The organism is Nostoc sp. (assembly GCF_036916985.1).
In the GTDB taxonomy this organism is placed as follows: Bacteria; Cyanobacteriota; Cyanobacteriia; order Cyanobacteriales; family Nostocaceae; genus Nostoc.
This window is the reverse complement of record NZ_JBALFD010000075.1, coordinates 1-24,068: the sequence shown is the minus strand read 5'-3', so window position 1 is coordinate 24,068 and position 24,068 is coordinate 1. Positions and strand designations below refer to the sequence as shown.

General features: G+C 41.4%; 23 protein-coding genes. 10 read left to right on the top strand and 13 right to left on the bottom strand.

Features of this window, described 5'->3' with window-relative positions:
• Window positions 1-44: 44 nt before the first annotated feature.
• Both rpaB and V7L07_RS24415 read left to right on the top strand, forming a co-directional pair.
• Window positions 45-773 (top strand): response regulator transcription factor RpaB, encoded by a 729-nt coding sequence (gene rpaB / locus V7L07_RS24420; protein ID WP_012412029.1) that lies wholly within the window; start codon window positions 45-47, stop codon window positions 771-773.
• A 102-nt stretch (window positions 774-875) separates the two neighbouring features.
• The gene (locus tag V7L07_RS24415; RefSeq protein ID WP_335061417.1) at window positions 876-1,514 is read left to right on the top strand and encodes a cofactor assembly of complex C subunit B; all 639 of its coding nucleotides are present in this window, start codon (window positions 876-878) and stop codon (window positions 1,512-1,514) included.
• Window positions 1,515-1,723: 209 nt separating this feature from the next.
• Here the strand turns inward: V7L07_RS24415 and V7L07_RS24410 are convergent, their stop codons facing one another.
• A complete protein-coding gene (locus V7L07_RS24410; protein ID WP_335061416.1) occupies window positions 1,724-2,638 on the bottom strand; it encodes a M48 family metallopeptidase in 915 nt (304 codons plus the stop codon).
• 574 nt (window positions 2,639-3,212) lie between these two features.
• Between V7L07_RS24410 and V7L07_RS24405 the strand changes: the two genes are divergently transcribed.
• Both V7L07_RS24405 and V7L07_RS24400 read left to right on the top strand, forming a co-directional pair.
• The gene (locus V7L07_RS24405) at window positions 3,213-3,731 is read left to right on the top strand and encodes a DUF456 domain-containing protein (RefSeq protein WP_335061415.1); all 519 of its coding nucleotides are present in this window, start codon (window positions 3,213-3,215) and stop codon (window positions 3,729-3,731) included.
• 544 nt (window positions 3,732-4,275) lie between these two features.
• Entirely contained in the window at window positions 4,276-5,022 is a 747-nt protein-coding gene (locus tag V7L07_RS24400) for a PEP-CTERM sorting domain-containing protein (protein ID WP_335061414.1), read from the top strand.
• A gap of 161 nt (window positions 5,023-5,183) precedes the next feature.
• Here the strand turns inward: V7L07_RS24400 and nblB are convergent, their stop codons facing one another.
• The 7 genes from nblB to V7L07_RS24365 form a co-directional block, all read right to left on the bottom strand.
• Window positions 5,184-5,849, bottom strand: coding sequence for a phycobilisome degradation protein NblB (gene nblB / locus V7L07_RS24395; RefSeq protein ID WP_335061413.1), 666 nt, complete (start codon window positions 5,847-5,849; stop codon window positions 5,184-5,186).
• A gap of 99 nt (window positions 5,850-5,948) precedes the next feature.
• The gene (locus V7L07_RS24390) at window positions 5,949-6,413 is read right to left on the bottom strand and encodes a CBS domain-containing protein (RefSeq protein WP_179068350.1); all 465 of its coding nucleotides are present in this window, start codon (window positions 6,411-6,413) and stop codon (window positions 5,949-5,951) included.
• 116 nt (window positions 6,414-6,529) lie between these two features.
• Complete coding sequence (gene mutT, locus V7L07_RS24385; protein WP_335061412.1) at window positions 6,530-6,973, bottom strand: 8-oxo-dGTP diphosphatase MutT; 444 nt, start codon at window positions 6,971-6,973, stop codon at window positions 6,530-6,532.
• Window positions 6,974-7,322: 349 nt separating this feature from the next.
• The gene (locus tag V7L07_RS24380) at window positions 7,323-7,667 is read right to left on the bottom strand and encodes a DUF760 domain-containing protein (protein ID WP_334776132.1); all 345 of its coding nucleotides are present in this window, start codon (window positions 7,665-7,667) and stop codon (window positions 7,323-7,325) included.
• Window positions 7,668-7,918: 251 nt separating this feature from the next.
• The gene (locus V7L07_RS24375) at window positions 7,919-8,875 is read right to left on the bottom strand and encodes an RNA polymerase sigma factor, RpoD/SigA family (RefSeq protein WP_179068353.1); all 957 of its coding nucleotides are present in this window, start codon (window positions 8,873-8,875) and stop codon (window positions 7,919-7,921) included.
• A gap of 541 nt (window positions 8,876-9,416) precedes the next feature.
• Window positions 9,417-12,680, bottom strand: coding sequence for a carbamoyl-phosphate synthase large subunit (carB, locus tag V7L07_RS24370; protein WP_335061411.1), 3,264 nt, complete (start codon window positions 12,678-12,680; stop codon window positions 9,417-9,419).
• Window positions 12,681-13,291: 611 nt separating this feature from the next.
• A complete protein-coding gene (locus V7L07_RS24365; protein WP_069073416.1) occupies window positions 13,292-13,846 on the bottom strand; it encodes a Dps family protein in 555 nt (184 codons plus the stop codon).
• Window positions 13,847-14,375: 529 nt separating this feature from the next.
• On the opposite strand from V7L07_RS24365, the gene V7L07_RS24360 reads away from it, so the two are divergent.
• Together V7L07_RS24360 and V7L07_RS24355 are read left to right on the top strand one after the other, a co-directional pair.
• Window positions 14,376-14,627, top strand: a complete 252-nt coding sequence (locus V7L07_RS24360) for an Asr1405/Asl0597 family protein (RefSeq protein ID WP_335061410.1) — start codon at window positions 14,376-14,378, stop codon at window positions 14,625-14,627.
• A gap of 70 nt (window positions 14,628-14,697) precedes the next feature.
• The gene (locus V7L07_RS24355; protein WP_335061409.1) at window positions 14,698-15,345 is read left to right on the top strand and encodes a (2Fe-2S) ferredoxin domain-containing protein; all 648 of its coding nucleotides are present in this window, start codon (window positions 14,698-14,700) and stop codon (window positions 15,343-15,345) included.
• A 52-nt stretch (window positions 15,346-15,397) separates the two neighbouring features.
• Here the strand turns inward: V7L07_RS24355 and V7L07_RS24350 are convergent, their stop codons facing one another.
• Together V7L07_RS24350 and V7L07_RS24345 are read right to left on the bottom strand one after the other, a co-directional pair.
• Window positions 15,398-15,649, bottom strand: coding sequence for a hypothetical protein (locus V7L07_RS24350; protein ID WP_335061408.1), 252 nt, complete (start codon window positions 15,647-15,649; stop codon window positions 15,398-15,400).
• A 61-nt stretch (window positions 15,650-15,710) separates the two neighbouring features.
• The gene (locus V7L07_RS24345) at window positions 15,711-18,491 is read right to left on the bottom strand and encodes a tetratricopeptide repeat protein (protein WP_335061407.1); all 2,781 of its coding nucleotides are present in this window, start codon (window positions 18,489-18,491) and stop codon (window positions 15,711-15,713) included.
• A 363-nt stretch (window positions 18,492-18,854) separates the two neighbouring features.
• Here V7L07_RS24345 and V7L07_RS24340 point away from each other — a divergent pair, with 363 nt between their 5' ends.
• From V7L07_RS24340 to V7L07_RS24330, 3 genes are all read left to right on the top strand, one after another.
• Entirely contained in the window at window positions 18,855-19,061 is a 207-nt protein-coding gene (locus V7L07_RS24340; RefSeq protein ID WP_334776141.1) for a glycogen debranching protein, read from the top strand.
• A 454-nt stretch (window positions 19,062-19,515) separates the two neighbouring features.
• Window positions 19,516-20,073: a methylmalonic aciduria and homocystinuria type D protein gene (locus tag V7L07_RS24335; protein ID WP_335061406.1), complete on the top strand. Its 558-nt coding sequence runs from the start codon at window positions 19,516-19,518 to the stop codon at window positions 20,071-20,073.
• A gap of 98 nt (window positions 20,074-20,171) precedes the next feature.
• Window positions 20,172-20,738 (top strand): GNAT family N-acetyltransferase, encoded by a 567-nt coding sequence (locus V7L07_RS24330; RefSeq protein ID WP_335061405.1) that lies wholly within the window; start codon window positions 20,172-20,174, stop codon window positions 20,736-20,738.
• A gap of 121 nt (window positions 20,739-20,859) precedes the next feature.
• On the opposite strand, the gene V7L07_RS24325 is transcribed toward V7L07_RS24330, so the two are convergent.
• Both V7L07_RS24325 and V7L07_RS24320 read right to left on the bottom strand, forming a co-directional pair.
• Window positions 20,860-21,078, bottom strand: a complete 219-nt coding sequence (locus V7L07_RS24325) for a hypothetical protein (protein WP_335061404.1) — start codon at window positions 21,076-21,078, stop codon at window positions 20,860-20,862.
• 69 nt (window positions 21,079-21,147) lie between these two features.
• Window positions 21,148-22,164 carry a potassium channel family protein gene (locus tag V7L07_RS24320; protein WP_335061403.1) on the bottom strand — a complete coding sequence of 339 codons (1,017 nt, stop codon included), beginning with the start codon at window positions 22,162-22,164 and terminating at the stop codon, window positions 21,148-21,150.
• Between the two features lie 193 nt (window positions 22,165-22,357).
• Here V7L07_RS24320 and V7L07_RS24315 point away from each other — a divergent pair, with 193 nt between their 5' ends.
• Window positions 22,358-23,104, top strand: coding sequence for a creatininase family protein (locus V7L07_RS24315; protein WP_335061402.1), 747 nt, complete (start codon window positions 22,358-22,360; stop codon window positions 23,102-23,104).
• Between the two features lie 250 nt (window positions 23,105-23,354).
• Here V7L07_RS24315 and V7L07_RS24310 read toward each other — a convergent pair whose 3' ends face one another.
• A complete protein-coding gene (locus tag V7L07_RS24310; RefSeq protein ID WP_335061401.1) occupies window positions 23,355-23,918 on the bottom strand; it encodes a restriction endonuclease subunit S in 564 nt (187 codons plus the stop codon).
• Window positions 23,919-24,068 lie beyond the last annotated feature (150 nt).

Here is a 24,068-nt window from a genome sequence, read left to right as displayed (position 1 = left end):
AAAAATTAATCATGTAAATTTTTAGTCAAGGAGCCTAGAGAAACTTGGAAAGCCATAAAGAAAAAATCTTGGTGGTAGACGACGAAGCCAGCATTCGCCGGATTTTGGAAACGCGCCTTTCCATGATTGGCTACGATGTAGTGACGGCTGGCGACGGGGAAGAAGCTTTGGAAACTTTTCGCAAAACTGAGCCTGACCTGGTAGTTTTAGATGTAATGATGCCAAAGCTAGACGGCTATGGTGTATGTCAAGAATTACGAAAAGAATCAGATGTCCCCATTATTATGCTAACAGCCTTGGGTGATGTCGCCGATCGCATCACCGGATTAGAATTGGGTGCTGATGACTATGTAGTTAAACCATTTTCCCCCAAGGAGCTAGAAGCCAGGATTCGCTCGGTGCTGCGGCGGGTAGATAAAAACGGTGCTTCTGGTATTCCCAGTTCTGGGGTGATCCATGTCGCTAATATTAAAATCGATACGAATAAGCGACAAGTCTACAAAGGCGATGAGCGGATTCGATTGACAGGTATGGAGTTCAGCTTGTTAGAGTTGTTAGTCAGTCGCTCTGGAGAAGCTTTTTCTCGTTCGGAAATTTTGCAGGAAGTATGGGGTTATACACCAGAGCGTCATGTGGATACACGCGTAGTAGATGTGCATATATCCCGTTTGCGGGCAAAATTAGAAGACGATCCTAGCAATCCAGAATTGATTCTCACCGCGCGGGGTACTGGTTATCTTTTCCAGCGGATTATCGAACCAGGGGAGGAGTGAGGAGATGAGGCAGGGGAGCAGGGGGCACAGGAAGCAGGGGAAGCAGGGGAAGAAGAACTATTAATTATTATCTAATGCCCAATACCCAATTCCCAATTCCCAATGACTAAACCTGATCCTAATCGAGTTTTGCGGCGTCTACCCATTGTCGTGGGTGGGCTAGGCGCTGTACTTTTATTGATTAACCGTTTATTAACACCGGAACTAACCCAGTCTCAATCGCGTGGTGATGTAGTGGGCGTGATTTTGAGTGCGGTGTTAATTTTGACGGGTTTAATTTGGCAGCAAGTTCAGCCGCGATCGCCTGATATTGTAGAACTAACTGGAGAAGAAGGTTTTGTACTCGCAGCAGATTTGCCCGAAGCCGTAAAAACAGAGCTAGCTTGGGCATCTCATTTATTGTTGACTAATACAGTAACGCGATCGCTTGTGGTTTTTTATCAAGGTAAAGTTTTGTTGCGTCGTGGCATTCTGGGTACGAAATCTGAGGTTGTACCAGGAGTAATCTTAAAACAAGTACTCGAAAAACAAAAACCGATTTATCTAGTTGCTCTCAAAATATATCCAGGTAGAGTTGAATTTGATTATTTACCAGAGAATACTCAAGGTGTAATTTGTCAACCTATTGGCAATCAAGGTGCGCTAATTTTAGGAGCAAACGCTCCTCGCAGTTACACCAAACAAGATGAAAACTGGATTGCGGGAATTGCTGATAAATTAGCCGTTACTCTTAGTACTTAGGTTGTTTGATAGTTTAAAAAGTAAGCCAATTCTAGATTTTGAATTGCTGATGGCACAGCATTAGGGGAACTCCCAGAAATAAATTATCCAAAATTGTGAGGTGGGCGACACGATAGCCCAGTTTATATGGCGGGCAAGATGCTCACCCCACATGAGTTAATTGGATTTTTTTTATTCTAAAATCGGGCAATCCAAAATCCAAAATTCCATCACCAAGAAGTCAAAAAATTCCACCCTTCTTTTTCCTCTGGTGTCTTTTCTTCTTTTCCTTCCGGTTCTTCTGGTGTTTTTAAATTTATTTGTTGAATTAAATTATCATAAGCTCCTGAATCAACCCATTTCAATAACTCACCCGCCCGCATAATTACCCAGGAAAGCTCTGATTCTGTATAGCTTAATATTTTTGTTACCTTATCCACACTATCTAAGTTATTAGATGCAAACTCACGGGCTTGGACGAGAAAATCTTCGATTACAGCAGTAGTCAAGTACTCATCCGGTAAACCTGCAAGTTTCATCATTGTAGTAGTTGCTACATCAATATCCTGACAAGCAAGCATTGCAGCCCGATCGGCGGTGAACCTAGCCATCATCCGCCAATTATACAAACCTAATTCCATACCACCAGCTACTAAGCCACCGACTCCCAGTGTGGTACTACTCAACAAATTTTTCAAAGTTGGCATAACAATTGCCATTTGGTGATAAATCATGTGCTGACTCTTAATGCGAGCGATTTCATGTCCGAAAACGTAAAGCAACTCATTTGCATCAAGCCACTCCATTGCATCTAAATTGATACCAACAAGGGGTTTTTCTACCCCAACAATATAGGTTTCAATGTGACCTGTGCCCCGAAACAGATACAATTCAGGAAGTGGAGCAACATCAAGAATTTGGCAGGTTTCTACAAATGCTTGATGTAATTCCGGAAAATTACGGGGCGAAATTCTGATTTCACTACCAAGGCTTTGCAATCTAAGTAAGCGATCAATACCGTATTCGTTAACTTTTTTGAGTAGTAAGGAGACACCGGGCATCTTTTGCAAAGAAGCCAAGGCTTTGCGATCAAAAGGGTGTTCGTAAGCTTCAGAACTTAGTCCAGTTAATATTTTTCTCGTCATAGGTTTTGAGCTTTTAAATAGCAGTTTAGAAGTATTAGGCAAACTTCCACCACAGTGTAGTAGGCATTTGTCATCATCCATAGGTGTCAACTTAACGTAAAAGCAAGTCTAGAACTAGCTTTTAGATTGCCTCGTTCCCAGTCTCCGACTGGGAATGCAAGTCTATGAGGCTCCGCCTCTCTTTACTGGCGGCAGAGCCACTTTTGAGTTGCATTTCCAGCCTTCGGCTGTAAACGAGGTCTTAAAGGAGTTTCAGCTTAAGTTGACACCAATGGTCATCATCTTACCCAGATAGAATATACAGTAGGGGGTCATATCTGTGCATTAGTGTCAACTTAACGTGAAACCGCTTGTCCGCCGGGAATTGAAATTCCCGTGTCATAGCGCAAGTCATCTTCAGATGACTAAATATCGCCAAAAATCTCCAGTCTACTTCAGTAGACTTAAGCTATTAGCCAGAGAATTTATTCCCTGGCGGGCATGGAAGCCAACAGATAAGCTATTTCCAGCTTAAGTTGACACCAATGATATTTGTGTGCCTCTATGAGGAAATTTGGAAATTTACAATTGAGCTATGCAAATTATTTATTGGCTATTAATTGCCGTAATGCTTGTAGGTATTATCGGTGCAGTAGTTCCTGCCATTCCCGGTAGTAGCTTAATTTTAATTGCAATTATTGTGTGGGGAATCGTTACTAGTTCCTTTGCAGCTATCAAAACTCCCTTAATTGTCACAATTATAGTTTTACTGCTCAGTGTTGGAGTAGATTTTTTAGCTAGCTATGTGGGAGCAAAACAAGCCGGAGCTAGCAAGTGGGGACAAATTGGCGCAATTATCGGCTTAGTGGTGGGATTTTTGGGATTATTGCCAACTTTACCTTTTGGGGGACCACTGTTAGGAATTTTACTAGGGCCACTTTTAGGAGCAATTATTGGTGAGTATCTTTACCGACGTGAATTCGGGTTAGCAGTTAAAGCAGGTATCGGAATTATAGTCGGATCTTTGGTTGGAAATTTGATTCAAGGGTTGTTAGCGATCGCAGCCGTTGTAGTTTTTGTTGTGACAACTTGGCCACAGGTATTTGGCTCTTAGCATTTCAAATGTCTGACTTTGAAAACGGTAGTAATAGCTAGCAGTTAGCTACTTATTACAAATATTCGATTTGATACGAAGACTATCCGTAGTAAACAAATAAAGCGGTTTCTCTCATTTATTCTACGAGAGGAACAGCTTCACTATTAGTAACTGAAGAGATTATAGATACACTGCATACTCTATTTATTTAAAAAATGGCTGGGTATTTTAATGTATAATAAAATATAAATATTTTGGTTATACGGATACTGCTTTTCTTCAAGTCAGAGCGATCGCCAACAATTTAAAGCCTGTTAAATCAAGGATATACAAAGTGCAGATATATAAGGAATTAAGACTTCATGAAGGACAGTAATCTGTTAAAGATGTAATGAAGACAACTCAGTAATTATTGCAGGTTCTAACTCTATGTGATTCTATGAAGATAAGAAATACATCACGCAAGTTTCGCTTTTACTGACAGTATTTTCCATAAATTACTGAGATTAAAAGTAAAGCAATTGCTTTGATTTAAGGTTATTACTAGGAGCCTCAAACGATAATGATTAGTTTTAAATCTACATTACTAAATGCAACTTTAGCTGTTGCTGCTGCACTTCCGTTAGCTGCTGCTGGGTTTTTTACCTCTGCTGGATCTGCTCAAGCTGCTTCACTCACAGGTGATTTCAGCTTTAGCGGTGGTGTAACTGCGAATCCATTTGCCAGCAGCTTAGTGACATTGAAAAAAGATTCACTAACGTTTAGCCCAGATAGCATTATTGCAGATTCCAATGGAGTCAAGAGTACCCCAGTTAGTGTTGCTGCTCAGACAGGAAGCTTCTTAGATTTCAATTCAGCCAGTATACGTGATATCATCTCGTTTACGAGCAATACTGTGCAAAATCCATTTCTAGACCTCGGTAATCTCACACTTCCTGGTATTATTCTACCTGGGGAAAGTACAGCTTCTCTAGCCGATGGCAGTAATATCTTTACCTTGACATCTTCTGGTTATAAAATAACCCAAACCGGTGCAAACATTACTATAGCCGTTGACCTGTGGGGGTACTTTACCAGCGCGACTGGGGAAATAACTAATGGAGCCGGAAGCTTATCTTTCCAAAGAAATAATACTACTGTTGCTCAGGCAAATTCAATTCTCGATACTGCTGGCGGTTCATTAGATAATTTGACTTTTTCTGGTTCTACCTTCACCACTTCCGTTCCTGAACCAGCTGCATTACTAGGCTTGGGTGCAGTAGGTGCAGTAATGGTTATGTCTCGCCGTCGCAAAAGTATCCTTCAATAGTCCTATCCTAAATACAAACAAGTTACTTTTAGCAACTAAAAGTAACTCTAATTTATCTATTCGATCTGGCTGGAATGCAAAATTTTCCCAACCAGGTCGAATTTTTTTCTGCTGCCAGACAAATCTATATTAAAGGTGAATTTTCTTAACCTGAGATAGACTTACACTGACTGCAAAGATTGTTTCGCTTCATTTGCGATCGCTTCTACTTCATCATTAGCCAGAGTTTCTAAGATAGATTTGGCTTCTGCATTACCCAAACGAGCCAAGGCTTGTACAAGTCTGTAACGAATTTGCCAATCGGGATTAGTCGCATAGGGAGCCAGTAGGGGAACTGCTTGTACATCTCCCAAGTCACCCAAAGAACTAATTGCAGCAGTTTGGACTAATTCGTTTTCTGATGAGAGTGCCTCTTTAAGTAGTTCAAAGGCTCGTGGATCGCCCAACTCACCTAATGTCGCAATAATACTGAATTGTATTAGCCATTCACCAGTTGTATGATAAAGCTGCTGCAAATCTTCAAAAGCTTCGCGTAACTTCAGAGCGCCCAAACAGTCTGCTGCTGCTGCTTGTACATCTACTTCGGAGTCATGAAGCAAGCGATCGCGCAAAATATCTAAGGATAGCTGTAAATCCTGGGTTCCGAGTGTATCCATTTGACTCACCGCTGAGTAACGGACACGGGAATTGCGATCGCCAATAGCGCTTTGAATTAATTCAAAGCCAATCGCCGGTTCCAGTTGACGGATTTGATTTACTGCACGTAAGCGATCGCCTAAATCCTCAGAACTGAGCAATTGCCTAACAGACTCCGGAGTAATACTCATTTAGTTATCCTTGATTTTCAAAGCTGTAAAAAACAGTCAAAAGTCAACAGTTAAGTATTAAAAACTTTTGACTAATGACTAATGACCAATGACCAATGACTAATCTTGACTAGCAGCCATAGCCCGAATAATATCACCACGAGTGAGGATACCAATTACTTGACCTGTGCTATCAAGTACTGGCAAGCGATGAACGCTGCGATCGTGCATGATTGTAGCTGCTTCTTTTAGAGTTTTATCAGGGGAAATAGCGATCGGGTTTTTACTCATCACCTCCCCAACGGTTTGCCCTAGAGCCTTGTGCAAATCACGTTCATAAGTAGCAGGATTTTTTAAATAGATAACACTATCAAGAAACATGATGTACGCAGGTGGAGTAACACCAGTTTCCTGCCACATTAAATCGGTTTCTGAGATAATGCCCACCAATTTACCGAGATCATCCACAACAGGTAGTCCGCTGATGTGGCGTTCTGCGAGAATTTGGATAGCTTCCTTCAGTGGAGTTTCCTCCCGGACAACAATAGGATCGCGGCTCATCACATCGGTAACGGTTTTAGGCATTTATATTGCTGACACCTTAAATCAAAGTCCCTGCGCCTATTGTAGAAAATTGCGGGACTCAACCTGATGCAAGTAATAGATTGTTACGGGATTAGTCATTAGTCATTGGTCATTGATTATTTTTTTCCCCTAGTCCCCAGTCCCCAGCCCTCACTCCCTTTTAATGCTGCAATAATTTGAGCATTTGCTTTCGGAAAATTAAACTGATCGAGTTCTGCCAAAGTTACCCAGCGAATTTCATCGGATTCTAAAGGTTGGGGAACGCCTGTAAGATGGCGGCAGTGATGTACTGTCAGGGTAACGCGCAAGTTTGTATAGCTATGGTCAATAGTAATCAGATGCTCTCCTACTTCAATTACTATTCCCAGTTCTTCGGAAATTTCCCGTTTAATACACTCTTCGATAGTTTCACCAGGCTCAATTTTACCACCAGGAAATTCCCATAAACCACCCATAGCTCCTTCTGGACGACGGCGATCGATTAAAATTTGCTTTTGGTCATTCCAAATTACTGCAACACCAATGATTTTATGGGGTGGAAAAGAACTGGTTTCACTCATAGTTGAATGGGGAGTAGGTAATAGGGGAAGAATTCTTGACTTTTTACTCTTAACTAATAACAAAACTCGGCAGAGTACTTTTAACGCTGCCGAGTTTAAATTTATTGCAAAAGCCGTCTAACGCTGTTAGTTTATCCACAAATGTGTATTAATCATTTAGCAATACGCCTCTAGTTAAACTAATTACCAACTTATAGGAGTTCACAGATAACCAAATCCAAAAACTTTGCGTTCCTCTGCGCCAACCTGCGTGTTCCTCTGGGTTTAAATTTCAACCCTAATTAACTCATTGCCGTAACTGTCACTCGCTATCAGCCCAAGAATATTTAATTTCCCAAATTTTATATTTCTACTCAACTTCGCTATTGTTGGTTTCAGATCCTTGTAGGGCAATTTCAAAATTCATTCTCTGTTCAGCGTTACGCAAGAAATAACCACTAATCATTGCAGAAGCCAGAAGCCGGCCCAGATTTTCCCGATTTGTGGTTACAGTAACACCAAAGTGTTCTGAAGGTAGATTACCCAATAGTCCTGTAATATTCCGTTCCATCACCTGAAACACTTCAGCAGATGTGGGTTTAGATAGCTGTGTAACTGTTTCTGGACTCAAGGATTTAACGTACTGCCATAGTAAATCATTAGTTTCTGATTCGCTATTAAAAAACTCTGAGACACGATTGGATGGGTTATTCATTTTTTAGCTCCTTAACTACCATTATTGGCTGCGGTGCTTGTGATTTCTTGTGATTTGAATATTAAATGCCTGTTTTGGATTTGACTTAGTTATTTTGTCTTCCTATCAACTAATGTAACAGTCTAGCGTAAGAGTGAAAGTAGGTGTAACCGTACAAAAGCCAGCGTATTTTCTCACCCCAATAAATAAAGTGAGGAGTGAAGAGTTAATTAAAAACTCATCACTCCTAAATCTTAACTCCTAACTTTCCCCTAACTTGCCAAATATTCATCCATATTGGCTTTAGATTTACGAAGTTTAGTTAAAGCTTCCCGCTCAATTTGCCGCACTCGTTCTCGGCTGATGTTCAAGATTTCACCAATTCTCGCCAGAGTCAGCGCTTGCCCATCAGTTAACCCAAAGCGCAGTGTGATTACTTCCCTCTGTTGTGGCGTGAGATCACCCATTAGGCGATCTAAGTCATAAGATAAGGAAGATTGCATGACGAACTCTTCGGGAGATGCTCCTGGATCTTCCAGCATTTCTCCGAGTTCAGTGTCGTAATTATCACCCAACCGCAAATCTAAGGAAAGGGGCAAACGCGCCTTTTCTAAATACTCTCGTACTTGTTTGGGGGTCAATTCTAATTCTTCGGCTAGCTCTCCAGCTGTGGGAGCGCGACCCAATTTTTGAGACAATTGGCGCTGTGCTTTTTTAATCTTATTTAATTTTTCGGTGATATGGATTGGCAGCCGAATGGTGCGGGCTTTTTCGGCAATAGCACGAGTGATAGCTTGCCGAATCCACCAATAGGCATAAGTAGAAAATCTGTACCCTTTGGTGGGGTCAAACTTTTCTACGCCCCGTTGCATACCAATACTACCTTCTTGGATCAAGTCCAGTAAATCGACGTTGCGCTTGATGTACTTTTTAGCAACGGAGACTACCAGCCGCAAATTGGCTTCTACCATCTTACGCTTGGCAATTTCACCATCTGCGATCGCTTCGTTCAACTCTGCTGGTTCTAGGTTTGTCGCTTTGGCCCACTCTTCTAGAGTCGGTTGACGATCTAGCTGGGTGGCAAGATTTTCCCTTGATTCGTGCAAAGCGCAGGAACGTTGCACCTGTTTACCATAGAAAATCTCTTCCTCGTGTGTTAAGAGTGGCACACGGCCAATCTCACGCAGGTAAGTCCGCACGAGGTCTGTGGCTGTCTGAGCGGTCTTCATGGCGCTACTCTTTGGTAATGATGGGTTTGGCGGTAGGGTCATTAAGGGATAGATGCTTTATTAGGGTGTTACCCAGTTAGACTGGGAACCTAGACTATGGTTTGCAACTTACGCGCCCGATAAACTCGGCTGCTCATAATAATCAAATTTAGGCTTCTTAACTGCTAAAACTACAGTTATTTCCTACTTTTCACAAGTATCTACAGTTAGATAAAAGGTTGCTTATTAAACATTTTTTATTTGATTGTTATTAACAATTGTAACATTTATGAGAATGTTTTGGCTAGATGCCGACATTAAATTTCCTGGTTGTTCCAGTTCATGCAACGTCTCCCTCTATCTTAAGGATGACTATAAGTCAATTTAAGAAATTATCTGGTTAACATAGGCTTCCTCATATTTGTTAAAGTATCTCAATGAGAACTATAGTCATTCTCTTATAACAATGACTTAATTTTCTTGGGTATTGGGGACTGGGTATTGGGTATTTGAAAAACTTTTTCTTAGTCCCCAGTCTCCAGTCCCCAGTCCCCAGTCCCTACTACCTCGCAATCGGGCAGTACTCTTGGATGGTTTTTACGTCCAAAGTCGTATTTTGTAAGGAACGAATGGCGGCGACGGTAGCTTTGGCACCGGCGATGGTAGTAATGATGGGAATTTTGTAAGCTAAGGCTGTGCGGCGGATTAACCTAGCATCAGTCTGGGCTTCTTCCCCGGATGGTGTGTTGATAATAAGTTGGATTTTTTGGTTTTTGATTGCATCTAGAACGTGGGGACGACCTTCATGAAGTTTTAACACTAATTCAATATTTAACCCCTGTTCGAGAAGAACTCGGCGTGTACCAAGGGTAGCCATCACTGTAAAGCCCAAATCGATAAATTCCTTCACCACACCACTTGCAGCAGCTTTATCGCGATCGCTCATTGATACAAATACAGTTCCCGTTAGCGGTAAACGCTCCCCAGCACCTAATTCTGCTTTGGCAAAGGCCCGGCCAAAGTCGCTGTCAATCCCCATCACCTCACCAGTGGATCTCATTTCTGGGCCCAATATTGTATCAGTTCCAGGGAATTTATTAAAGGGTAATACTGCTTCTTTTACAGCAATATGTGTGGGTATGACTTCCTCGGTGAAGTGTAGCTCCTCTAAGGTTTTGCCTGACATAATTAAGGATGCTAATTTCGCTAACTGTACCCCTGTCGCTTTAGATACAAATGGTACTGTGCGGGAGGCGCGGGGATTAGCTTCGAGAATATAAACTTGGGGAGAATAGCTGCTTGCACCCACAACAGCAAACTGAATATTCATCAACCCAACGACTGACAGCGCTTGTGCTAGCTGCACCGTCCAAGTGCGAATCTGATTGAGAACTGCTGGTGATAGGGAAATGGAAGGTAAAGAACAAGCGGAATCTCCTGAGTGAATCCCCGCTTGCTCGATGTGTTCCATGATGCCACCAATCACTACCCGTCCAGTATGATCGGCGATCGCATCAACATCGACTTCAATGGCGTTTTCCAAAAACTTATCAATCAAAATCGGATGTTCTGGTTCCACTAGTACCGCAAAGGTCATGTAGCGTTCCAACTCAGCATCGGAATAAACGATTTCCATCGCCCGTCCCCCTAACACATAGCTGGGACGCACCACCACCGGATAGCCTATACGTTTGGCAACAATCAGCGCATCTTCGTAACTCCGAGCGATACCATTGGGCGGTTGGGAAATATTCAACTCTTGGAGAATTTTTTCAAACCGCTCCCGGTTTTCTGCCATGTCGATGGAATCTGGTGATGTACCCCAAATTTTAGTGCTGAGTCCTAAGTCCTGAGTGCTGAGAAATTGCTGGAGTGGGATAGCCAACTTTAGCGGGGTTTGTCCGCCGAACTGGATAATCACCCCCACTGGATTTTCAGTTTCGATGATGTTAAGGACATCTTCTTTTGTTAAAGGCTCAAAGTAAAGGCGATCGCTAGTATCGTAATCTGTCGAAACTGTCTCTGGGTTGGAGTTGACCATAATCGTCTCATACCCCGCATCCTTCAAGGCATAAGCGGCGTGACAACAACAATAATCAAACTCAATTCCCTGCCCAATGCGGTTGGGACCACCACCCAAAATCAACACTTTTGGCTTGGTTGCGGGCATTACCTCTGTTTCTTCTTCGTAGGTAGAATAGTAGTAGGGGGTAAATGCTTCAAACTCAGCGGCGCAGGTATCTACAGTTTTGTAAACTGGGATGATTCCCAATGATTTGCGATAAGCGCGAACTTCATCTTCGGTAGTTTTAGTGGCATAAGCAATCTGGCGATCGCTATATCCGTCCCGCTTCACTTCATAAAGTTGCTCTTTTGTCAATTGCTGCAAAGGTGTCCGCTTCAGGAATTTTTCGACCTCTAGGAGTTGCTGCAATTTATCTAAGAACCAGCGGTCAATACCTGTGAGTTCATAGATTTCTTCAATAGTCATCCCTTGCTGCAAGGCATGACGCACGGCGAAAATGCGATCGGGGTTAGGTGTTCGCAGTTGGGCGCGGATTTGTTCACCACTGGGTAATTTTTCGGCTTTGTCGCAACCCCAACCAGCGCGTCCGGTTTCAAGCGATCGCAGCGCCTTTTGAAAGGATTCGTTGAACGTCCGCCCAATTGCCATTGCTTCCCCGACAGACTTCATTTGGGTTGTCAGCACTGGGTCGGAACCAGGGAACTTTTCAAAGGCAAAGCGGGGGATTTTTGTCACCACATAGTCAATTGTTGGCTCAAAGGATGCGGGAGTTTTCTTGGTGATGTCATTTTTAATTTCATCCAAGGTATAACCCACAGCCAATTTTGCGGCCATTTTGGCGATGGGGAAACCCGTAGCTTTAGAAGATAAAGCTGAACTGCGGGAAACGCGGGGGTTCATCTCAATTACAACCACATCCCCATTAACTGGATTGACCGCAAATTGAATATTAGAACCGCCAGTTTCCACCCCGATCTCGCGGATGATTTTAATTGCCATATCCCGCAGCCTTTGATATTCTTTATCAGTGAGGGTTTGCGCGGGAGCGACGGTAATAGAGTCCCCGGTGTGAATGCCCATTGGATCAAGGTTTTCGATGGAGCAGATAATCACCACGTTATCTGCCAAGTCACGCATCACTTCGAGTTCATATTCTTTCCAGCCGAGTAAAGACTGGTCAATGAGAATTTGCGAAACCGGGCTAGCATCTATACCAACCTGTGCCATTTCTTCAAATTCTTCTTGGTTGTAGGCAATACCACCGCCACTTCCACCCATTGTGAAGGCTGGACGAATAATTAGGGGATAAGTACCAATTTGGCGGGCAACAGCTTTGGCTTCTTCTAAAGATTCGGCTGTATCGCTGGGACAAACAGCTACTCCAATCCTTGCCATTGCTTCACCAAACAGTTTTCGATCTTCGGCTTTTTCGATCGCTGGGAGTTTAGCGCCGATTAATTCAACACCGTACTTTTCCAACACACCATTTTTGGCTAAAGCAACAGCGAGGTTGAGGGCGGTTTGTCCTCCCATCGTTGGTAGTAAAGCATCGGGGCGTTCTTTCTCGATGACTTTTTCGACCAATTCCGGTGTCAGCGGCTCAATGTAAGTGCGATCGGCCGTTTCCGGGTCGGTCATAATCGTTGCAGGATTGGAGTTGACCAAAACCACTTCATAGCCTTCTTCTCGGAGCGCTTTGCAGGCTTGAGTGCCAGAGTAGTCAAACTCACAGGCTTGTCCAATCACAATTGGGCCAGAGCCTAACAGTAGAATCTTCCGGAGGTCGTCGCGGCGGGGCATAGTCGTTGCCTTGGAATACGAGAATACAAATCCTGATTATTTTAAGTGTCTTTACCCCCCATCGTGCTTTTTATTATTAAGTTTTCTAAGTTTGATGACAGAGAGGGAGGGGGGAATGGGGATTAGGGACTGGGGATTAGGGACTGGGGATTAGGGACTAGGGATTAGGGACTAGGGACTGGGGACTAGGAAAAAGTTTTTCAAATTTTTCAAATATTTAATACCCAGTCCCCAATACCCAATACCCAGTCCCTAGTCCCCAACAATTATTTTGTATTTCTAATTTTATTTAATTTTGATGCTTAAATTTTTAAAGCTTTTGCAAATATTTATTATTTAACCGGATCATGCTTTTCAACGACTGGTGATTTATTATGGTCTATATCCATTTACTTATTTATGCACAGATAGATTACTTAGATAGGAATTTATTTTCACTAGCTAATTGCTAAAGATTATCAATGTTAAATATTATGTAAATATGTTTACTTGAATTAAAAATGGCAGAGATATAGGGATAACATTCTCTGCCATTTTTTATAATATTTTAAGGGTTAGTACTGCCAACTTTTTCTTTCAGTCTAGGTAGATAAATCTAGATTATGAGAGTTTTAGCTTTGAGCAGCTTGGACAAATCCTAAAGTTAAGCTGTCTTTGGCGAGGAAGTGTGACAAATGATAAGCACGTTCCTCAGTTTTCAACAAAATCTTTTCGTACAGATAGCGTGTACCCCGATCGCCTAAGCTCTCTGCCTGAGCAGCTTGGCGGCGAATTACGCCAATAATCGCTTGTTCGGCAGCTAGGTCATTTTCCACCATTTGGCGAGAAGAATATACGCCTTCAGATTCTTGCTCAAAAACAGTTAATTCTGCTAATTTGCTAAAGGTCGCTACTGGCACACCACCTAGCCCGTCCAAGCGTTCTCCAATTTCATGGATATGGTCTTGTACTTGGTTGTAGCTTTCGTTGAAAAACTCATGCAGAGAATAAAATTCTGAGCCTTCAACTACAAAATGATGCTTTTGGTACTGCAAGTATAGTGCCTGGAAACTAGCTAATATAACGTTAAATCCTTCTGTGACTGGAGCAGTTACGCTGTGATCCAGCAACACTGGATTGTCGTATACATGACCAAAATTTCGTAACAAAGTTTGCGTTTCAGACATTGTTCTCCTCGCTTTTTAGCAGCTATAGATTTTAACTGCTTATTTCTTACATATTAACATTTTAATAATAAGAGCAAGCCAATCTGCCATCACAAGATTTTGTATTTTTACCTACCAAAAATCTCCTGTTTGTTGTTTGGTGGATGATGGTAATCTCATGAAATTACATAATATATATCATTATCGATATTGACAAATAGGCTTCAATGTGAGTGACTTTCAAGGTAGAGACATGGGGAAGACAAGGTAAAATTTCCTCCTTCATCTCTCGCTCTGCGGGAAGTTAAACCCTATATCCCCTAGCGCTTCGATAAGTCTCAACGACCACTGCGCGAACAATATAAGAATTTTAACTTGATTTCTGCCTGATGGAATCGCTACAAAAATTTTATTTTTTCCAAAATTAATGAGAATTATTTGCACTTAAGCTATACTACTATTAAGAGGTTAAACTTCTAAGACTTTGAAAAAGCTGGGAGTTAAATTGCGGTGATTACTGCAAGTTTGTTGCACTTTGAGGGCAATTTTCTTGAAATCGTTTAGTTCAGAAATAGAAATAAGTCACCTTGTAGAGGTGAATTGGACAGACCGCTGGCAAGTCTATCAACGCCTAAAGGAGTTAGACATTCCCTGTAGTTGTGCGGCTAACCAGCCATTGAGAGTTGAAATTGGCAATCCGACTGCGGCTGTTCAACTTTGGAGTGTGATACGGCGATTTACAGTCTCTCGTCAAGACCAGATTTGGACTCTTGAGTGCTGCTGGCAGAGTCGCTATCAATAGTTCTAATCTGTGGCTACTGCTGAGAATTTCTTGCTTGATAGCTTGTATTAGTTAAAAGGAGGTCAAAGAAATGGGTGTATTTCAAAGTTCAGAATTTTGCCTTGAAGGCAGGTTTATAAATTTTGTTATTAAAGATGGCTATAAGCTCAAAGGTTTACTGCTGAGTACTCATGAGGGTGAATGCTACGTTAAACTTGCTAAACATTTACGGGCTGCTTTTGATTTGCGGCTACCAGCAGGTACTTGGCTACAAGTTGTTGGTTATAAAGAATACGATATAAAAAAAGACAAAGTTACACTGAAAGCTGAACGTGTAATGGCGGCGAATTCTGGAATGGCGACAGTTCAAACGATCGCAGCACCACAAGAACCCCCATCTATTGATCATGTCAAGGTAAAACCAGCTAAGACCAAGGCCACGATTTTGGTGTGTCAAAAGTCTGATTGTATGAAACGCGGTGGTAATGGAGTTTGTCAGGCATTGGAGGCGGCTTTAAGCGATCGCGGTTTAGAAGACCAAGTTACAATCAAGGGCACTGGTTGTATGAAAAACTGTAAAGCTGGGCCAAACCTAGTTATGCCAGATAAAACTCGTCATAGCCGAATTCAAGCTTCACAAATCCCGGCGCTGATGAATCAGCATTTTGGTGACAATAATTTACCAGCAAAGCCTGAGAATATAAGGGAAGTAGCGATATCTAACGGTAAGTTTTGCTGAAAAAAATAGTTAAATCTTGACATTTTAATGAGGAAGCTTAATAATATCTTCATTAAGTGTGTTCCAGTTCCATTAACACTCGGCTGTAAAATTTGCTAGAAGTTAGCAATAAAATCAAAAAACTGGCTTTAATTAAGGCCAGTTTTTTGAGTGGAAGGGTTTCTATTGAGCAATATTTAACCGGAATCTTACGATCACTTACCCACACCCTAACAACGTAGTGCAGGTTCTTCACTTTCAGGGGTAATTTTTGCCAAGCTTTTGCAAAAGTTGGGAATGAAGCGATCGCAGTACACTTTGTCATGAGTTAGGTACAGTTGTAAAAGCGTAGGCATCGCTTCATATTTCTACTGAAAATTCACAATCTAAGTTAGAGAAGACTGCAACAACTGTCGCAAGAATGTAGCCTGCACATGGTTAGGGAAGACTGTTAAAAAGTCATTTAGGTTTTGGATAGCTGCATGGGTACACTCTAAGGAAGCACCTTGAGATAAGACATAGCGGTATAATTGCTCTGCTGGTTGATTATATTGAGCAGCTAAATAGTAAAGGGCTAAGTTAAAGGCATTATTCCAGTTTTGGGGATCTTTTTCGTAATTCTGTTTAGCAAGCTTAATGGCAAATGCTAAGTCAGATCGTGCTTTATCTGGTTGATTAAGAACTAAGTAAGTTAAGGCGCGATCGTATAAATACCAATCATCGTTAGATTTTAAATTGATAGCATCGCTAAAATCTGCAAGAGCTTCATTGTATTGCTGAAGTATTAGGTAAATAGAACCCCGCTTGAACAATGACCAGCTGTCTTTGGGGTCAAGTTCAATAGCACGGTTTAAATCTTGTAGTGCTTCAGTATAGCGCTGCATTTGGCGGTAAGTATCTCCGCGACGCGCCAGTACCCATTGATAATTGGGGTTAGCTACAATGGCGCGGTCTAAATCTTGCGGTGCTTCACTATAGCGCTGCATTTGGCGGTAAATAAAACCTCTAAATCCCGTGGCTGGTGCCCATTGGAAATTGGCATCAAGTTCAATTGCACGGTTAAAGTCTTGCAGTGCCTCATTATAGCGCTGCATATAGCGGTAAGTATCACCTCTACTGGCGATCGCCCATTGATAATTTGGGTCAAGTTTAATGGCATGGTCTAAGTCTCGCAGTGATTCTGGGTAACGCTGCATATAGCAGTAAGTTACACCTCGATGGGCCAGCGCCCATTGGTCATTAGGGTCAAGTTCAATAGCACGGTTACAATCTTGCAGTGCTTCATCATAGCGGTACATTAGGCGGTAAGTCACACCCCGATTTGCGATCGCCCATTGATAATTTGGGTTAAGCTCGATAACACGGTTAAAGTCTTGTAGTGCTTCGGGGTAACGCTGCATTTGGCAGTAAGTCATCCCTCGAACTGTTAAATACTCAACTTCTTCAGGTGCTAAATTGATCGCCTCGGTGAAATCTTCTAGTGCTTTTGAGTATTGATGAGATTGGGAGTAGATATAACCGCGCCAATCTAATGCGACTGCACGCCATTTGTCCTCAAGATGAGTATCGCTCAAAAGTGTTGTGAGCATTTGGGCAGCAGTTTCATAATGTTTGTCTTCATAGGCTTTTAACCAATTAACTAGTTGCTCACCCCAACGCTGAACTTGGCTAAAATCTACATCTTTACCAGCCTGAAGCATTGTTGCTGCCCAAAGTTGGGCAAAAGTCCGTTGATTTTTGAGTGTAGCAAGGAATTCATTGAGAGCAATGGGCAAATACTTTTGTGGTGATTGGCATAAGCGGTGGTATAAAACGTTGAGCTTATGACTTTGCCAAGTTCGATCTCCCCAAGCTTTGATTTCATCTAATTGCAGATCATTCTGCAAGGTGTCGTAATAATCAGCCAACTTACCATGTATATCAGCCCAACCTTGCGGCGATGAAAGGCGCTTGTGGCGTAACATTTGGGTTTTGACAACATCATGATAAGCCCAGCCGTCGGTACGTTCGTTGACAAAGGATGTTTCTTTTAGCCAAGTAAATAGCTCATCCGCTTCTTCTTCTTTTCTCAACTTGGCTATAACATCTCGATTCAAACACCGAGGAATAGCAGCATCGAGCGCTACTTGTCGCCGTTTGGGATCGTCAATCCACTTTAAAAAGCGTTCTACAGCAGTGCTGCTAGGCTCAATTACCTGGTTGGAGTCACTGGGATGAGCATCTGCTAGCATTCCTACTAGCAGAGGTAAGTTTCCAGAAAGGTGTAAAATCACTTCAATAATGCGATTGTCTGCAATGCCTTTACGAGTTAAATATTGTTGGGCTTCTTCTTCTGTAAATGGTTCCAGAGGGAAACGAACTATTAACCCCTCATAAGGTGTCCAATAATTTTTATCTAATTCATGGCGACCAGCGATCGCTATTAATATATTGAGAGGTACTTCACCGTGGCGACCCTCCAAAATTTCCCGTAGCCAGTTATCTAAGAATTCTCCAGTGCGTTCATAAGTATCAAAAAACAGAACAACAGCAGTTTCTTTAGCAATTTTAAAAATATCTTGCAAAAATAGCGAGGTCAGCACTTCTTCAGGTTCTTGAACTAAACGCACCTCATCTTTATTTGTTATTTTCTTGGCAACATAAGAAGCCCATTCTCCGGCTTGGGTAGCGAAAGCATCCTCATCTACAAAGTCAAATACAGCACCACCAACGGGAACTCGACGCGCCAGACGCACTCCAGTTTTTACCATAGTTTTTCCTACAAAAGCGGAAAAACCTTGAGGAGCTTCTGGATCGGTTTCTAATTCTTGGCGCTTTTGACGGTAAACTTTGTAGCGATCGCTAAACTGCGTTAATTTGTGACCTTGCCGTTCTAACTCCTCAGCTAGACGACCCATAACTTCTGGTATAGTTTTTTCAGCTTCATCGATGTAAGCGGAAATAATTTTTGCTTCGTCAGCAATTTTACGAAACTGCCGTAACAGAGTGCTTTTACCAACTCCACCTTGACCCCAAACGTTATAAAGAAAACGACGGCGATCGTCTTCTGGGGGTAATGCTAGATTTTGACGAAATTGGTTTACTTGGTCTTCGCGACCCACAAAACCTGATTGTTGACGTTGCTTAAGAATATCTTGTAGACTCTTGGGCTTGTTTTGTGGGTTCATTACAAGATTTAATTTTGAGGTGCTAATGATAATTACTAAATATACAAGGTGTATTTCGGAATTTATCAAACTTTTTCTGGGTAATTTTTATGCGTTGACCTTATGAGGCTCAAAAATGCTCTAGCGACTATAAGTCGCTGCTACACAGACAAAACTCGCGTAGGCGGGTTTCAAAAATCTTTAGATACAAAATGCGAAAAGGGCATAACAATGTTATGCCCTTACAAATGATGTGTATTTTAGCAAGTTTACAAACAGCATCAGGCTTGGTAGTAGCAATTTTTACCCTTTTATTTGCTTGATTTTAATAGTATTCTAAAATGACAAATAGCTTTTTTGCTAAAGTTTTTGAGGTAATATTCTATGACCATTTGGGTAAATGAGCAAATCGATCCGTCTGGGATGATTCATGCCTGTATTGCCACTTGTAATGAATCTCAAGCTAAAGATTGTCATGATTCTTTTGAGAATAATTTGACCGAAACGCAAAAGTCCGCAGGTTGGGTAGCACGATTACGGACAGTTGATTCTTGGGATGAAGTTCCAGTGAATTCTTTGAAACTCAATTAATTGGGTGTTATGGAAAGTAAGCTGCATAGCTGAATGCGTTTATTTTTTCTACTTGCCTTTGGCAAAACTCTCACACGCTTTGCTTAACTAGACATCTGTCTAATCAAGTTTTGCTGACAGCTATATTATTTTGGTTTTGACTGCAAATTATATGGGATGGAGGTTATTTTTTGGGATTTTGATTGATCATTTTTCAGGTGCGTAGGCGTAGCCCGCCATAGGCATCGCTTGTCTACGACACTTGCACCTACGCCAACGCCTACAGCGATCGCAGTAAATCCCATTAGAACAGGTTAATAAAGGTTAAAATTAGGATTAAAATTCTCAAATTATTAGTAACTACTTGGAAAAAAAGCAGCATATTAGAGCAAAATGATGCTTTTTTGGAACTTTTAAGAGTTATTATCTATAGCAGAGATTAAATTAAAAAAATTGTATAAACCGAATCAATTTAGTGAACTATCCCAAGGTTTACACTCCGGAGCAAGCCTGTCCCATTAATTTAGTTGGTGAAGCGGGACAAGCGGTTCAAATTTCAATTCATCCTCCCAGTCAATATATCTGTGCCAACTGCGAACGGATATTACCAGATTGGAAACGACAGCCATTTTTACGGGTAGTGATTGTTTTACAACAATCGCGTTATCAATTAGTTGAAAAGACAGCAGAGGTAGAGACAGAGAAAGAACGCTTGCGAGAAAAGTTTATGAGATTTGGCTGCGATTTGGCATTTAACCTGCGCGATCGCGGCTATTTAACAGACCTCATCGACCCTCGTACAGGCTATCCTTTACTCTCCCATCCCGGAGCAATCCCCCACGATGACACAGCAGTTGTCAAAGCTCTGCTTAACTATCCAGTGATTAAAAATCAATGCCGTGTATTAATTCATCCCGATTGGGGTGCAGCAGTTTATCCTAGTATCTTGATATCAGAAGCTCCCCCAGTTGTGATCGAATGGGTTACAAAAGGCATAGCAGCTATGCATGGGTGGAGAGAAATTGATTATTAGTAATTTGTAATTTGTCGTTGGGCATTGGTTAGGAAAGCCAATATTTTTCAGTGGTTGAGTTAAGGATAATGTATCAAAAGATATGTTAGAACCTAGTAATGACTAAAACACAGCCTAATCACATCAAAATTCGCCTAGCCCAACCGCAAGATAGAAATCAGATTTTTGATATCCAAAGAGATGCCACACAGACACTTTGTTCCACAGATTATAGTCCTGAACAGATTCAAGCATTATTGAACGATATACAGGTAGATAAATCACAAGTAGAAGAGAGAAAAGATATAGTTTTTGTCGCCGAAATTGGTGAAAAAATTGTGGGTTTTTCTGCCTACTCCAGATATTGGGTGAATGCACTTTATGTTCATCCTCAATATGTGCGACAAGGAGTTGGTACAGAGTTGCTAAAAGCGGTAGAAAACGAAGCTTATTCTCAAAATGTCAAGACATTAGCTGTCTGTGCTTCAATTACTGCCAAACCTTTTTATGAAGCATCTGGCTATCAAGAGTTTAGCAAAACTTACATAACTTCAAGTAGTGGAATTTATATACCGTGTAGCCGTATGCAAAAATGGCTATCTCCATCTACTGAGGGAGAACAAGCGCCATCAGATGGTTTAACAGTTATATGCAGATTTTTGCAGTGGGTATTAATTGGTAAGTGAACTACAAAAGAAAGTAAAAGTTAAAAGATCGAATAACTAAATCATTATATTAAGTTTCTACAGGAATATCATCTTTACTGCCTGAGTAAAATTGCTCCCTGCATTAATAGTATAATCAAAATCATAAATCTGATACAATGCGAACTTTTTTCTCAAGCATAGTTTGTTTTAGATGCTGATACAGAGTATCATCGTGAGTTAGCAAAGCTCGCTTAGTTTTTGTGTTAAAAATTATATATCTTGGTTCTTTTTCTGAAAGTGAGGCATAAAATTTTAACAGTGCCCAATCAGGTTCTTGTCCATTCCATAGATATGAGAAATCTTCTAAATTTGTATTCATATCAATACCTATTTTTTTAAAACTTTTTCTTATTACTTTTTGTCTACAGAAATTATCTGATATCTGCCCTCAACTATTTTTCGGTCGTCGCAATTTCTGAGAACCAATTGGGCCGAGAATTTGGTTAAGGCTACGCAATTGCTCTGCTGTACCCATGCCAATTAGCCGATCGCCTGGCATTAATACCGTATCGCCAGTGGGGCCACCGATGAGAGTCCCATCAAGGCGGCGAATTGCCAGGACTAATGCCCCAGATTGCGATCGCAATCTCGCTTTTTGCAAACTCTGACCCACAAAGGGACAAAAAGCCGGATCGAGTAAAAATTCTTCCATATACAACTGACGGTCTGCACCTGTCAAAATTCCATCTACAAAGTCTAAGACTTGGGGTCTGAGAGCCGCAGCAGCCATACGTTTACCACCAGTGATATAGGGGGATATCACTTCATCTGCACCACCGCGTCGTAACTTCTGCAAAGCTTCCTCTGTACTTGCTCGTGCAATTACCCGAATTCCCGAATTCAGTGTTTTTGCTGATAAAACAATATATAAATTTTCGGCATCAGAAGGGAGTGCGGCAACGATACACATCGCCCGTTCAATGCCGACTTCTAAGAGTGTGTCATCTAATGTAGCATCACCTTGGTATGCTGTGTAACCTTCCGTCTGCGCCCTTTGTACAGATTCCATATCCGAATCAATCACCACAAAGGGTACACCTTCTGCCTGAAATTCCTTGGCAATTTGACGACCAGTCCGACTAAATCCACAGATGATGTAATGTTCTGTTAGAGATTCCATTAACCGCCTCTGTTGCTGTAGCCGAATTCCTTCTTGAAAGTAGCCTTGAATGATCGCTTCTGTAAATCTGTTGACAATGTAACCGATATTGACTACACCCAACAAAATCAAGGCAATTGTAAACAACCGTCCTCGGCTACCTAGTGGGTGAGTTTCTCCATATCCCACAGTCGCTAAAGTGATGACTGTCATGTAAGCTGCATCTTCCCATGACCAGCCTTCCACTAACCAGTACCACAAAGTACCAATAAAGAAAACACCGCCGAGAGCGATCGCCCCAGCCATTAACTCCTTTTGGATACGTTGATATTTTTGCTCAAGTGTTGAGAATGAGGTAACAATAGTACTTTTAACCTACTTTTTCTAGTTTTCTGCTAGCTTTTTAGCATTCGTCCTTTTTAGTATATTTAAACTAAGTAAGTGGGCAAGAGCAAATCGGGTGGATCAGAGATTATTTTATTAAGGGAAATCGTCAAAAATGTTACTGCATTTAAGTACTTGGCAAGAAGTCGAAGCTTATTTACAGCAGTCAAAGGGGATTATTTTCCCTATTGGTTCCACAGAACAACATGGACCAACGGGGTTAATTGGTACTGATGCTATTTGTGCAGAAGCGATCGCATCTGGTGTAGGTGATGCAACCCAAGCGATCGTTGGTCCTACAATCAATGTGGGCATGGCACTGCACCATACTGCTTTTCCTGGCTCAATCAGTCTGCGTCCCAGCACTTTAATTCAAGTAGTGCGAGATTATGTAACTTGTTTAGCCAAAGCTGGTTTTAGCAAGTTCTACTTTATTAACGGACATGGTGGGAACATCGCCACCCTGAAAGCGGCTTTTTCAGAAACTTACGCGCACTTAGAAGATTTGCAGATTCCCAATGCTCAACAGGTACAATGTCAAGTGGCAAACTGGTTTATGTGCGGTTCGGTATATAAGCTAGCTAAAGAATTATATGGGGATCAAGAAGGTTCTCATGCAACGCCAAGTGAAGTAGCGCTCACTCAGTATGTTTATCCAGAGGCGATTAAGCAAGCATACCTTTCACCAGAAGTTGCAAGGGGACATCGGATTTATAGCGCTGCTGACTTTCGAGTGCGTTATCCAGATGGACGTATGGGTTCAAATCCGGCTTTAGCAACACCTGAACACGGTAAGCAATTTTATGACTTGGCGGTGAAAGAACTTAGCAGTGGGTATCTGGAATTTGTAAACGCACAATAAAAGTCATGGAAAGAAATTGTGGAGATGCGAGTAAAATTGCTGACACCTGGAGCAGTACAAGCATCATGAAAGTTACAGATCATATCAAATCGATGATTATGCTGCTTTGCTTTTGTTTTACAGGTCATCTCAACAAGGTTATCACAAAGGATAAAAGCAGCCCTTTCTCGATGACGGACTCCTGAAAAGTAAATTTCTAAAATTGATTCAAGAGCATCAATGATTTCAGGAGGTGTAGACACTTTGAAACTTAACCCCCTAATATTATTTGTTCTACTTGGTGTTTAGCTTGTTCTAATAGGAATTTACTCTCATTTTCCACATGAAAAGAATCTAAAACTAATTGAGCAAATTTTTCTTGTATTTCCATTGGTGGAACAATAACGCGAATAGATTCAATTACTGGGATAGTAAGATTTGTTTGAATAGCACCAGTATTAGAACGTTCAAACTGTAATTTTCCTGCTAAGGAGTTTAGGTAAAGGGATAAATAAATTGGATTAAGTTCTTTTTGATTAGGTCTAGTTCGTATGAAATAACTACCAAAAATTGCACCATCCAATTCTTCTGGCACAACTATTGAAAGTCCTAATGTACCACTTCGAGAAATTAAAACATCATTTGTCTGTACGCTAGATTGTTTTTCTATATAAGCAGTTGCTTGAGAAATGTACTTAATATTGGTTGGCTCAAATTTCAGCCTATTTAGGTCAGCAATTCTTAGAAATGGTACATCTTTATCTTGATCAAGGTATTCTAATTTGCTAGATGTTCCGTACTTCAACCGTTCTGATAGATATCCTAGATTTATCAATTTCCATCCTTTGCTACTTGCTCCAAATTCAAGTAGTTTAATAAGTTCATAATATGTATCGGCTCAAAATTTCGGGGTAGAGATTTATTCAGGCTGCCACGACCAACCAAATGGGTTAGAAGAAGACTTCTCTCGAATAATGTTACTCAA